Raw genomic sequence first — 12,124 nt, 5'->3', positions numbered from 1 at the left:
CCAGGTGTCGGTCTCGGACCAGGGTCGCTTTTACCGCAACGGTCAGGATCATCGTGGTGGGTGGCTGGTCAGCTTCGCTGATGTTCACCAAAGCTTTGGCTTTAATGGGGTGCGCATTGGCCGCTGGGTAACGGCCGAGGAAAAGGCCGTCTCGGCGCCGCTCTTTTACGATGCGTTGGCCGATCTGATGAGCATTTTGGCAGCCCCGGCAATCCTCATATCATTGCGTGGAACTCTTTCATTGGAATATGGTACCGGCGGTCAATGGGGCGTCGCGGCCCATTACACTCCGGCCATGCGCGCCTTTGCGCTGGCCAAAAATGCCGGTCCCGGCAGTATAGCTCATGAGTGGTTCCATGCCTTCGATCACTATATAGCGGGCAAAAGCATCATCGACCCGACGCCGTTGGACTTCGCCTCCAGCGCATGGACTAACCAACGGCCAACCATCGATCACCCGCTCAACCAATTGTTATTTGCTTGCTTCGAGAAGATTTTTTACCAACCGGACAGCCGAGTAGCCAGTCCGTTGCTGCTCGCGGCCCAACAGGCCGATCGACGTGCCGGTCGACGCTACTACAGCTTGCCAGCGGAAATGTGCGCGCGCGCCTTCGAAGCCTTTGTGCAGGACGCCGCGATTAAAAACACCTATCTGGTCAAGGGCACCCGTCAATCTGCGGAGGCAGAGCTTGGTCTGTACCCTAAGGCCACGCAACGCAGCGAGGTTAATCGAGCCTTTGCCAGCTATTTCAGCACCCTGGGGGCTCTGCTACACAAGTCCCCACAGGGCTCAAGCGCGGGCTAGAGAACCAGCCAGTCACGTCGATTTTGAATTCATCATCGGTTTGACCTACTCTTCGAGCAAGGCAGGTCAACAAGCTTATCAGTGCGCCTGACGAAAAGAAGCCGGAGCTCGTTGGCTGCGGCGCAGCGGTCTAATGGGAGTGCGCCTCGATGCGGATGAAGATAATTTTTGGCTTTGTAATACTTGGGCTGATCCAGCCCGCGGCGATAGCGCTTGCCAGTGACGAAGTGATAAATGTGCACTACCACGATCGGCCTCCCTATGCCGTCTCGACCCCGTCCGGAATGGTCAGTGGCTTAACGGCCAGTCCGGTCGTCAAGGCCTTCAGTCAGGCGGGTGTTCAAGTTGCTTGGATCCAAACGCCATCGAACCGGCAGCTGCGGCTGGTGCAGGGTAATAGCGCCAATGATTGCGTGCTCGGTTGGTTTAAAAACGCTGAGCGGGAACAGTTTGCCCGCTTCAGCCAGCCGATCTATAGAGATAAGCCGCAGCGGGTCATCGCCCTAGAGTCGAATCGCCGAGTCACCAAGGGCACTAGCCTGAGTGCACTGCTTAGGGATCAGTCGTTAAAGCTATTGGTTAAGTCCGGCTATTCCTATGGACCGGTGGTTGATCAATTGCTGGTGAAACTTAAGCCCCAAACCACCGTGGTCACCGGTGATAACCTCAGCATGCTGCGCATGCTCAATGCCGGTCGGGTGGATTATTTTTTTGCCGCAGTGGAGGAAATTGACTATTTGATTGGCATCAATGATTTCGCTCGGGCCGATTATCAGTTCCTACCCTTTGTAGAGTTGGCGCAAGGCACCAATCGGCACCTAATGTGCAGTCGGCGGGTGAGCGATGCCCTGCTCGATCGCTTCAACGCTCATTTGCCTCAGTATTAAGCCCCAAGGGTTCACGCCCAAGTCTTAACGCCAGGACCGGGTTTTATTGAGCGCTTCCTTGGCCAGAAAGGCATCCGCCAGATCAACCTGATAGTGGTTGGCGATGGCACAGACAAAGATAAACACATCGGCCAACTCGGCATCGATGCTGCCGACCTGCGAATTGGGGTCCATGGCCAAGCCTTCCCGTTGGCGCACCGCCTTAAACAACTCGCCCACCTCTTCGCCGAGCATCAGGCATTTATCGCGGCCCGTTTGCTGGTCGAAGCCGCGTTCAACTTCCAGCTCGGCAACATAGCGTTGAAAATCGGCCAGCTGGGGCTGGGGGGCTAGTTCGGGCATAGGTTAGAGACTCCGCTAGGGGTGAATGGTTGGCTTAATAATCGCGTTGGATCACGTACTCGGCCAATTGACCCATTAGGCTCTGTGAGTCCAAACCAACGCGTGCGAGTGCCGCTAAGGCCAAACGGCCTTGCTCATCGGCCTGCTGGCGTGCACCGTCAAGTCCGAGCAAACTCACGTAGGTGGCCTTATCCGAGGCCAAATCACTGCCGCTCGGTTTACCCAACACTAGGGTGGAGGCGGTCACATCAAGAATGTCATCGGTGATTTGAAACGCCAAACCTAAGGCATGACCGTAATCATCCAAGGCTTGGAGCAGGGCTGGATCGGCTTGGCTGTGGCACAGTGCGCCCAGACGCAAGGCGGCCTGAATCAGTGCACCAGTTTTAAGGGTATGCAGCGTCTCCAGTTGTTCGAGGGTCAGTTTTTGCTGTTCCGACTGTAAATCGATCATTTGCCCACCGACCATACCATTGGCACCGGCTGCGCGACTTAATTGGGCAATCATCTGGCGAGCTTGTCGGTCGGTCAAATGTTCGTCGTCGGCTAGGATGGCGAATGCTTCCGATTGCAGAGCATCACCGGCCAATATCGCTGTGGCCTCGTCGAAGGCCTTGTGATTGGTGGCCTTACCGCGGCGCAAATCGTCGTTGTCCATGGCCGGCAGATCATCGTGCACTAGGCTGTAAACATGCACCATCTCCAACGCCATGGCCGGCACGAGCCAGTCTTGGGTGTCATTGCCCGCCGCGAGGGCAGCGGCGCGCACCAGGGCTGGCCGCAGTCGCTTACCGCCATTGAGTAGGGAATAATGTATTGCGGTGCGCAGTCGTTCACTGCGTGGTGCTGCAAAACTGGCTAACAGTCGCTCTTCCAGTTGGCTACGGGTATCGCTTAAAAAATCTTCGAGGTTCATTCACGACCCTGTTCAGGCAAGGGCTGGAGGGTCTGTTGGCCGCTTTTGGTCATTAGGATCTGTACCTTCTGCTCAGCCGTCGCGAGCGATTCTTGGCAATCTCGCGTTAACTTTATACCCTGTTCAAAGGCATCCATAGCCTCGTCCAGGCTCAATTGCCCTGATTCTAGCCGCTCTACCAAGGATTCCAAGGTGCTTAGCTTGTCTTCAAAGGCCGGAGTTTTCTTGCTCGCCATGGTATTTCCTCAATAATGATTGTACTAAAGGTAACGATTTGAAAAATAGGGGTCAATATATCCTTTTCCAAGCCGATAGATATACGGCAATAGGGATGTATTATGGCCCGTGTTCGCTCCGGTCGCTCGACACCATTCGAGCATTCGTCGCATAATGGTGACTATGCCGAAAAGGGCTTGGTCTTAGTGTTAAAATGACCCAGTAGGTTGAAAACCGTTCAGGTCAAAAAATTTTATAAAGGGGTAATTTGTGGATATAGCCATGCTGGTTGGGTTAGTCGGCGCCGTAGGTATGATCCTAATGGCAATGTTGCTCGGTGGTAGCCTAACCATATTCATTAACATACCGTCGGTCCTGATCGTATTCGCCGGTAGTACCTTTGTGGCCATGTCAAAAATGACCCTTGAGCAGTTCCTCGGTGTCGGCAAGGTCGTCGGTAAGGCCTTTGCCTTTAAGATGGCCAAGCCCGAAGATATGATTGCCGAGATTGTAGAGCTCGCTGATGGAGCCCGTAAAGGCGGCCTGCTGTCCTTGGAAGGCAAGGAAACCTCGAGTGACTTCTTGTCCAAGGGCATTCAGTTATTGGTCGACGGCCACGATCCTGAAGTGGTCAATGCCTTGCTCAGGAAGGATGTCAGCATGACCACCACCCGGCATGCTGACGGTGGGTTATTTTTCCGAGCGCTCGCCGATGTTGGCCCCGCCATGGGTATGATCGGCACCCTGATTGGCCTAGTGGGCATGTTGGCCAACATGGACGACCCGAAAACCATTGGCCCAGCCATGGCGGTGGCACTTCTGACTACCCTGTACGGATCATTCTTGGCCACGGTGGTTGCCATTCCGATTGCGGACAAGTTGGCGGTTCGCGCCACGCAGGAAGAAATTATCCAGAAAATGGCCATCGATGGGATATTGGCGATTCAGGCGGGTCAAAACCCCCGTATTGTCGAAACGATGTTAAACAGTTATTTGCCAGCCAATATACGCGTTGGCGGTTAGTGAAAGGTAGTTAGTAGACTATGGATGATGATGAAGAAGACGATTGTCCCGAATGTGTTCCCGGCCTACCCGCATGGATGGGCACCTTTTCGGATCTGATGGCCCTGCTGATGTGCTTTTTTGTGCTGTTGCTGTCCTTCTCCGAAATGGATGCCTTAAAATTTAAGCGTCTAGCGGGTTCGTTGCGCAACGCCTTCGGTGTGCAGACTCAGATTTACGCCGATGCTATCCCTAAGGGGACCAGTATTATTGCGCAAAATTTCAGTCCTGGTCGCCCAGATCCGACGCCGTTGAGCGTGATCAAGCAGGATACAGTGGACGATCTTAAGGATTCATTGGAGACGCTGTGCCAAGACACTTTTACTATGCAGGAAAAGCGGCAGGGTGAAGACGGCGGTCTGACCCGTGAGATAATGATGCCCGATGCCGTCACCGAAAAAATCGCCGAACAAATGGCCCAGGCCTTGGCTGAGGAAATTGCTGAAGGCATGCTGCAAATAGAAGCGGTCAATCAGACCATTGTTATTCGCGTTAAGGAGCAGAGCTTTGGCGCGGGCAGTGACTATGTGGCCGATCAATTCTTACCCGTATTGGATAAGGTGCGCAGCCTGTTGGTGACCACACCCGGCGAGATTCTGGTCGAGGGTCATACCGATGACCGGCCTATCGCCACCAGTCGGTTTCGCAATAATTGGCTGTTGAGTGCTTCTCGAGCCTTGGCCGTGGCGGAATATTTGTTTATTGCACCGGAACTGTCGGAGAACCGCTTTACCATCGTCGGCCATGGGGCCAGTAAACCCTTGGCGCTAAATGATACCCGGGAAGGGCGGTCGCAAAACCGACGAGTGGAAATTTTGATCAGGCGCACCAATCCTGAATACGACAAGCCCATTATACCTGTGCAAGAACAGGGCGAGGACGTGGACGGTGGTGACCCGGCATCCTTTGGCTTGACTCCGGATGAGATCTTTTAACGGCTCACCGGCCGCCTCACCGAGCAATCGCCCTCGAGCGGTTGTTCGGTGAGCGGCTGCACTGCTCTAGTCGTTGCCGTCGGCCGAGTCTGGCCCATCAGCTTGACTGACCGTGTTTGACTCGGTAACGGCGCCTGTGGAGACCCCAACCAACTCATCTCGCAAGGTCTCTAGCTCTTCGCGCACCAATGCCTCATCTTCAGCCAATCGAGTGCGTTTGGCTTCCTCTTTGCCCTGCTCGCTACACAGCTTTGCAGCCTCGTCCCATTTCAATGCCGTGATTAACTCGATGGCCAGCGCTTGCTGAACGTCCGGTTCGGTCAATTCATTCTGCTTGTCGATGATCTTATCGAGCTGGTTATTGAGTTTGAGCATTTGCTTGGAAATATCACCAGCCATCTTCGCAATCACCTCATAATTATATGTCATTAGTACCTCGGTCTCAGTGCAGTGTCTGTTTTCGAAATGTCTTGGGTCTGTATGAATATACAGTACTGCCCGTAGTCAGCGCAACCCATCCTAGCGTCGTTCGGCGCTAGAATAGCATCCGCAAACCTATATCTGGGGCAGGGGTAGATTGGTTTTAATTTCGCCAAATCGATTTAAACAACCCTCCCGAGCTCATAAAAATCTGGTCTTATTAGCGGGTGGCAAACACCACCGCTGGCCTACAGTTGGTAAAAAAGGATATACAGCGGTGTTTAATACTGACTAGGATGAGAGGATTTAGGAATGAGATTTGTTAAATATATAGCGTTAGTTTGGCTGTCGTTGTTAGCCATCTCCGCCCAGGCCGCGCAAATTGAATTGAATAAGGTCGATAGTCGATTGCATTCAAAATATGGCTTTAGGTGGCAAGGTATTAATATTGAAGCGGTTGTGGAAAACCTAGCCTATGAGAAAAAAGTACAGCTGATGTACCGCGACGATGACGGTGAATGGGCGACCGAAGATCTGAGCTATTCCGGTTCAATAGGGGATGGCTTGGAAACCTGGTCATTGTGGATTAATCGCAACATAACTGGCCCTTATGCAGAGGGTGAGGCCTTGGATCTGGAGTTTGTATTGCGCTACGAAGTTGACGGCGCGGTCTACTGGGATAATAACCTGACCCGAAACTATTTTATTCCGGCCGGATCAGGTGAATACACGCCCAAGCCGTTATTGGTCGATACGGCCGTTTCTCGGGCACCCTATGACTACGACTACAATGGCAACACCGGTCATGTAAACGGCTATCTTAGTATCGATGTGATGCTGCAAAACTATGCCATGTATAAGGATGTCGAAATTCACTACTCCTATGATAACTGGCAGACCACCCATATCGGCAATGCCAGCTTCGTCTCGGGCCGTTATAAGGGCTATTCTTGGGTGAGCTATCCAAATGCCAATGATGTTGAGGTGTGGAACTTTTACAGCGCCGGACCGGAAGCTCAGAGTGACGCCGAGTCGCTTCAGTTTGCGGTTAAATACAGCGTCGACGGTCAAGTTTATTGGGACAATAATTATGGTCAAAATTACAGCCTAACCACTGTGCGCTAATTTAGATCCGGACGGGCGGCCCATTGTCGCGCGTCCGCTTTCTAGCCAGGGCGAACTGCTAGTCTTATGTCCTCGCTCCGATACTTCTATACAGTCCATTTCTTTTTGATAATAATGTTAATTTAAATATAAACTTAGTTCGAAAAACTAAAATATTTTTACTGACATTCCTACCGTTTTGATAAAAGATAGTCGATTAATCAACGTTAAACCTCGACGCTGTGGCTATGCTAATTACATGAAGATTAAAAATAATTTCCTCGAGCAACATGCAATTCTCTCGTCCAAGCTGCGCTGCCCGACCCGCCCTCAACATCTAATTGCCCGAAATCGGCTGCTCATGAGGCTGGATGAAAATCAAACCAATGCCCTGACTCTTATTCAAGCGCCAGCTGGTTTTGGCAAAACAACCCTGCTTGGAAGTTGGTTTGAACAACAGGAAAACCAGAAGGGCTGGTTTACCGCTGATGAATTGGATAACGATTTCCCCCGCTTTGTAACTTATCTATTTGCCCTGCTTGCGCAGATGCCCGATAAAAAGGTGGCCCGATTCTGCTCCGACACGACGAAAATAAACTCCACAAATCTTCTTCAGATTGTCGAATTCTTTTGTCAACAGCTACGTCATTTCTGCCGGCCCCCTTTGCTAGTGATCGATGATTGGCACTGTATCTCTGAACCCCTAATTGTGGAATTGCTGGCCAAAATCCTCGAGCGTGCACACGACAAGATGCATCTGGTGGTCGCATCGCGGTTACCTATTTTGGGTTTGTCCTGTGTGCTTAAAGCGGACTATAAGTTTTGTGAATTATCCATGGAAGATTTGAAGTTTACCGAGCAAGAGACCAGCGCTTTTTTCGATGACCTAAGTGTTCGCCATTATATCCACCAGGACAAACAGTTGCTGCAGGAAGTTGATGGTTGGGTCGCAGCCTTGCAGTTGATTCGCATCTCCCACCTGTCTGAGCCGTCATGGCAACCGAGTCTGGACTTGCAGCAACGGCGCATGATTGGAGATTATCTGCTGGAAGAAATTATCAGCACGCTCGACCAGCCAACACTGGTCTTCTTGGCTGCTACCTCCATTTGCCGGCGGTTTAATTTAGAGTTGGCCCAGGCATTAACGAGTCTTACATCGGCCGGTCCAATTCTGGAACACTTGCAGCAGCGACAGCTGTTTGTCACCACGACCGGTCGGAAAGACGTTTGGTATCGCTATCACAGTATTTTTCGCGCCGCGGTCATTAAACATTGCCAAGCTTGCTTGCCATTGGGGTTGTCGGCGTTAAATTTAATCGCCGCTCAGTGGTGGTTGGAACGCGGCTACTATCTGGAATCGGCCGATCATTTTATTGCTTCGGGCGATCGTGATGCCCTGATTGTCTTTATCGTCAACTGGGGTTGGGAGCTTTATCGCAAGGGCCAGTACCCAGTTTTGAACCACTGCTTTGACGCGCTGAGCTGGGAACAGATCATTGCCCAGCCATACTTGACCCTGACCTTTGCCTGGTTGTCATTGGTTAATGAACGCACTGGGCTTGCCAGCGCCGTGGTCAACGAGGGCGAGCAGGTTTTCTTGGCAAATGGTGAGCTGACGCCCACCATTTATTCGGGTTTGGCCGGTGTTAAGGCGGCCATTGCGGCCATCCAAGAAGACTATGGCGAGGCCATTCAATGGGGTCAAGCGGCCATTATCCAGGCAGACGATAAACAGCTGCAATGGGAGCGATGTCAGGCTTATCTGGCCCTAGCAGAAGCCTACTTTAACAATTGTGATTTCCCCGTGGCCCTAGCCTATACCCAAAAAGCTGAAGCGGTTTGCGTGCAAAATAACTACACCACGCTCAAGGTGCGGACCTTTCATCTACAGGCCCGCATTCTTTTTCAGCAAAATAAACTCGAGCAAAGTCTGGCGCTGCAGCAAGCGGCATTGGACATCGGTCGAGACCAGGGCCTGTCAAAAATATTTCCGCTCGACCATCTCTATCGTACCCATGCCTCGACCTTAAAAACTCTGCACCGCTATAGCTTGGCGCAGCAGTATCTGACGTTGGCGGAATCGATCAAACGACCCTCTGGCAACTATTGGCGATATCCCACCCTAGTCGAGCAATTGATTATTGCGATGGCAAGCGGTAAACAGAGCAATGAGGCACTGCTAAAGCTGGCCACAGATATTTGCCAATTAGAGCAGCACCATAGGTTTTGTCAGGCGTGGCGGGTCGAGGGTGAGGCCGCCTTAGTGCTCTATTGGATTTATGCCGGTCGGGTATCCAAGCTACGCTCCTACCTGCGGGTGCCAAAGGGCCCGGCTCAGGCTGTGGTCAGCTTTGGCAACACCGAGTCCTGGACGCGGGCCCTCGCCTATATGGCGCGAAACGAATTTGATCGCGCCGTCCACCTATTAGATGCCTCGCATGCACAGGGCATGGCCCAAGGGGCCGCCTTGTTTTGTCTGCAGGTTCGAATCACTCAGGGTATCGCCCATTTTATGCACGCAGATCCAGAGCAAGGTTGCCAGATGTTACGGGCGGAGTCGGCAGAGCTTGGTTTTGAACATCTATTTAAACTACTAGTGAATGTATTTCAATTGACCGCAAATGAGTGCCAAGCAGAATTTTTAATTGCTCACGGCCTGCCGATAGAGAGTCGATTTAATATAAATTTCGAGCACTCCCGGGCGTTGATCTTTAGAGTGCTAACTCGGCGGGAAATTCGGGTCCTGTATCTGTTGACCACTGGATTAAAAAATAAGGAAATTGCCACCGATATGAATATTACGGTGTCGACGGTGCGTTCTCATATTAAGTCGATCAATCGAAAATTGGCGTTTGAAACGCGCGCCGATGCGGTTGAGTTAGCACGAAATTTGAAATTGGAAGCCTAATGCTAGGGTGCGTCCGAGCTGGGCAGATGCGCCTTGATGATCTCATACAGGGCCGGTCTTTTTTCGGCCATCTCCATAGCGGTGAGCCCTTCCATCGAGTGCGGATATTTCAGCCAGGCGGCTGTCTGATGAATAAAGTAGTCCGGTATCCGGCTGACTTCACTGCGCGATGGCTTGTAGTAGGGCACTGCGACACGAATATCTTGGGGCATGTTGTTCCGGGTTCGCTGTGCCAGTTGGCCGATAATGGCCTCTATTGAGCGACCGGTATCAAACACATCATCGACTATGAGCAAACTATCGTGTTGCTGGACACTTTTGACCAGATAGTTTAGATCATGCACCTTCACCGTGCGGCTTTGTTGATCGATACCGGCCGCATAGGATGAGGTGCGAATAGCGATATTATCGGTTTCGATGCCGTGAAAGCTTAAATATTCCTGGACTGCAATCCCGATCGGCGCGCCGCCGCGCCAAACCGCGATGATAAAGCTGGGGCGGAAGCCGCTGAGTAAAACCTGTTCGGCGAGTTTGAACGAATCGATCAGTAATTGTTCGCCGGTTAAATAGGTTTTTTGCAACCGAACCTCCTGTTGAGCATCGCTCAGTGTTGTGGCCTAATGAGCCCGAGTATAGATAGCCGAGTCGGTTAAACCAACCCTTTTCCGAGGGTCTCACAAGGACGCCGCATGAAAAAACGTTACCTGGACGAAGACACCCTGATCGAGGACTCGTTTCGGCTCGGGCTGCAGATTTTTGAAAGCGGGTTTCGCCCCAGCTTTATCGTTGGCCTGTGGCGCGGGGGCAGTGCGGTCGGTATCTATGTACAAGAATGCCTGCAGACACTCGGCGTCGACACCGACCATATCTCGATTCGCACGTCCTATACCGGCTTGCCGGCCTACCAGTCGATGGTGGATCAGCCTTCGGCTATTCGCATCCACGGTACCCAGTATTTGATCGACCATCTGAATGCCGGTGACCGGCTATTGATCGTCGACGACGTGTTCAGTACCGGCCACAGCATCGAAGCCACGCTGGCCCGGCTGCGCTCTCAGCTTAAATTGAATATGCCTGAGCAGGTCCGAGTCGCGACCCTATTTCAACGCTCAGACTTTCAACGAACCGACTTAAAACCGGACTATTGTTTGCACCAAACCACTGATTGGCTGGTCTTCCCCTACGAGTTAAAGGGCCTGACGCCGGGAGAAATAGATGCCCATAAGCCCTATGTCAGCAACCTGATCCATCCAGAACGGATTAAGCCACGCACCACTGATATTGAGTAAGGCTACGAGGCCTGTATCGCTGCAGACATTAGCCTTGAGCGTTATTAAAGGGGTTACTGAGTTGCGTGCTAGGTTGGCATAGGAAGAGGCGTGGGGAGGGCTGTTTAAAAGCGCCAGTCGTTCTGGCGCGACAACGACAAACCCCGCCGGGGTTTGTCGATCAATCTTATTGCTCGAGTGTACCTTCCACACCGGCAACATAATAGTTCATGCCCAACAGTGCGCCATCGTCCATAACTTGACCGTCGGCCAATACTTCAACGCCGGCCTGGTTGTTGATGGGACCGGTAAAGGGGTGCAGGGTACCCGCTGCGATCTGCTTGGTAAGCATCTCGACCTTGGTCACGACATCGGCTGGAACCGCCTTATTGATTGGCGCCATCGTCGTCATGTTGGCCGCAATGCCCTTCCAAGTATCGGTAGAGGACCAAGTGCCATCTAAGGCAGCCTGAACGCGACCGACATAGTAGTCATTCCAGTTATGCACGGCCGCAGTCAGATGCGCGGTTGGGCCATACGAAGACATATCGGAGTGATAGCCAACTGCATAGACACCGGCGGATTCAGCTGCCTGAACGGCTGCAGGCGAATCGGTATGGAAGGTGATTACGTCGGCTTTCTGATTAATCAGGCTGTCGGCCGCTTCACGTTCCTTAGCGGGATCAAACCAGGTGTTCACCCAGACGACCTGAACACTGATATCCGGGTTAACCGACTGAGCGCCCAGCGTAAAGGCGTTGATGCCACGGATGACTTCCGGAATTGGGAACGCACCGATATAGCCAATCACACCGCTTTTGCTCATGTTGCCGGCAACGACACCACTCAAGTAACGGGCTTCATAAATGCGGTCGAAGTAGGTTGCAACGTTGTCGGCACGTTTATAGCCCGACGCGTGTTCGAATTTCACATTCGGGAATTTCTTGGCAACTTTCAAGGTTGCGTTCATGTAACCGAACGAGGTGGTGAAAATCAACTCGTGGCCGCTCTTCGCTAACTGCATCAGGACACGTTCAGCATCAGCGCCCTCAGGGACGTTTTCGACATAGGTGGTCTCAACCTGATCGCCGAAGGTGGCTTCAACAAACATGCGGCCTTCATCGTGGGAGTAGGTCCAGCCGGCTTCACCGGTTGGGCTGACGTATACAAAGCCGATTTTCAACGGCTCGGCCGCCATAGCCGTATTTGTGATGGCCAACCCAAGGGTTAGGCCGAGTGCAGTGATTATTTTTTTCATGGT

13 protein-coding genes are annotated in these 12,124 nt (G+C 52.3%); 7 read left to right on the top strand and 6 right to left on the bottom strand.

Annotated features, from left to right (window positions below):
• Positions 1–4 precede the first annotated feature (4 nt).
• Both REIFOR_RS13980 and REIFOR_RS13975 read left to right on the top strand, forming a co-directional pair.
• Entirely contained in the window at positions 5–805 is an 801-nt protein-coding gene (locus REIFOR_RS13980; RefSeq protein ID WP_100258152.1) for a CLCA_X family protein, read from the top strand.
• Positions 806–954: 149 nt separating this feature from the next.
• Complete coding sequence (locus tag REIFOR_RS13975) at positions 955–1,692, top strand: substrate-binding periplasmic protein (RefSeq protein WP_100258151.1); 738 nt, start codon at positions 955–957, stop codon at positions 1,690–1,692.
• A 24-nt stretch (positions 1,693–1,716) separates the two neighbouring features.
• On the opposite strand, the gene REIFOR_RS13970 is transcribed toward REIFOR_RS13975, so the two are convergent.
• From REIFOR_RS13970 to REIFOR_RS13960, 3 genes are read right to left on the bottom strand one after another with little or no spacing between them, the layout of a single operon-like run.
• Positions 1,717–2,034, bottom strand: coding sequence for a MazG nucleotide pyrophosphohydrolase domain-containing protein (locus REIFOR_RS13970; protein ID WP_100258150.1), 318 nt, complete (start codon positions 2,032–2,034; stop codon positions 1,717–1,719).
• A gap of 34 nt (positions 2,035–2,068) precedes the next feature.
• Entirely contained in the window at positions 2,069–2,950 is an 882-nt protein-coding gene (locus REIFOR_RS13965; RefSeq protein WP_100258149.1) for a polyprenyl synthetase family protein, read from the bottom strand.
• Positions 2,947–3,186: an exodeoxyribonuclease VII small subunit gene (locus tag REIFOR_RS13960; RefSeq protein ID WP_100258148.1), complete on the bottom strand. Its 240-nt coding sequence runs from the start codon at positions 3,184–3,186 to the stop codon at positions 2,947–2,949. The genes REIFOR_RS13965 and REIFOR_RS13960 overlap by 4 nt, the downstream gene beginning before the upstream one ends.
• 250 nt (positions 3,187–3,436) lie before the next feature.
• Between REIFOR_RS13960 and pomA the strand changes: the two genes are divergently transcribed.
• Positions 3,437–4,189, top strand: coding sequence for a flagellar motor protein PomA (gene pomA, locus REIFOR_RS13955; RefSeq protein WP_100258147.1), 753 nt, complete (start codon positions 3,437–3,439; stop codon positions 4,187–4,189).
• A 20-nt stretch (positions 4,190–4,209) separates the two neighbouring features.
• Positions 4,210–5,163 (top strand): MotB family protein, encoded by a 954-nt coding sequence (locus REIFOR_RS13950; RefSeq protein WP_100258146.1) that lies wholly within the window; start codon positions 4,210–4,212, stop codon positions 5,161–5,163.
• Positions 5,164–5,229: 66 nt separating this feature from the next.
• On the opposite strand, the gene REIFOR_RS13945 is transcribed toward REIFOR_RS13950, so the two are convergent.
• Positions 5,230–5,592 (bottom strand): hypothetical protein, encoded by a 363-nt coding sequence (locus REIFOR_RS13945; protein ID WP_100258145.1) that lies wholly within the window; start codon positions 5,590–5,592, stop codon positions 5,230–5,232.
• Positions 5,593–5,895: 303 nt separating this feature from the next.
• Here REIFOR_RS13945 and REIFOR_RS13940 point away from each other — a divergent pair, with 303 nt between their 5' ends.
• Both REIFOR_RS13940 and REIFOR_RS13935 read left to right on the top strand, forming a co-directional pair.
• Entirely contained in the window at positions 5,896–6,708 is an 813-nt protein-coding gene (locus REIFOR_RS13940) for a carbohydrate-binding protein (protein WP_100258144.1), read from the top strand.
• A 238-nt stretch (positions 6,709–6,946) separates the two neighbouring features.
• A complete protein-coding gene (locus REIFOR_RS13935; RefSeq protein WP_100258143.1) occupies positions 6,947–9,595 on the top strand; it encodes a winged helix-turn-helix domain-containing protein in 2,649 nt (882 codons plus the stop codon).
• Positions 9,596–9,597: 2 nt separating this feature from the next.
• On the opposite strand, the gene REIFOR_RS13930 is transcribed toward REIFOR_RS13935, so the two are convergent.
• Positions 9,598–10,176 carry a phosphoribosyltransferase gene (locus tag REIFOR_RS13930; protein WP_100258142.1) on the bottom strand — a complete coding sequence of 193 codons (579 nt, stop codon included), beginning with the start codon at positions 10,174–10,176 and terminating at the stop codon, positions 9,598–9,600.
• A gap of 108 nt (positions 10,177–10,284) precedes the next feature.
• Between REIFOR_RS13930 and REIFOR_RS13925 the strand changes: the two genes are divergently transcribed.
• Complete coding sequence (locus REIFOR_RS13925) at positions 10,285–10,884, top strand: phosphoribosyltransferase (RefSeq protein ID WP_100258141.1); 600 nt, start codon at positions 10,285–10,287, stop codon at positions 10,882–10,884.
• Positions 10,885–11,050: 166 nt separating this feature from the next.
• Here the strand turns inward: REIFOR_RS13925 and REIFOR_RS13920 are convergent, their stop codons facing one another.
• Complete coding sequence (locus tag REIFOR_RS13920) at positions 11,051–12,121, bottom strand: BMP family ABC transporter substrate-binding protein (RefSeq protein ID WP_100258140.1); 1,071 nt, start codon at positions 12,119–12,121, stop codon at positions 11,051–11,053.
• Between the last annotated feature and the right edge of the window lie 3 nt (positions 12,122–12,124).

Origin of the sequence: Reinekea forsetii (genome assembly GCF_002795845.1) — a bacterium.
GTDB classification, from domain to species: Bacteria; Pseudomonadota; Gammaproteobacteria; order Pseudomonadales; family Natronospirillaceae; genus Reinekea; species Reinekea forsetii.
This window is presented reverse-complemented; position numbering and strand designations above follow the sequence as displayed.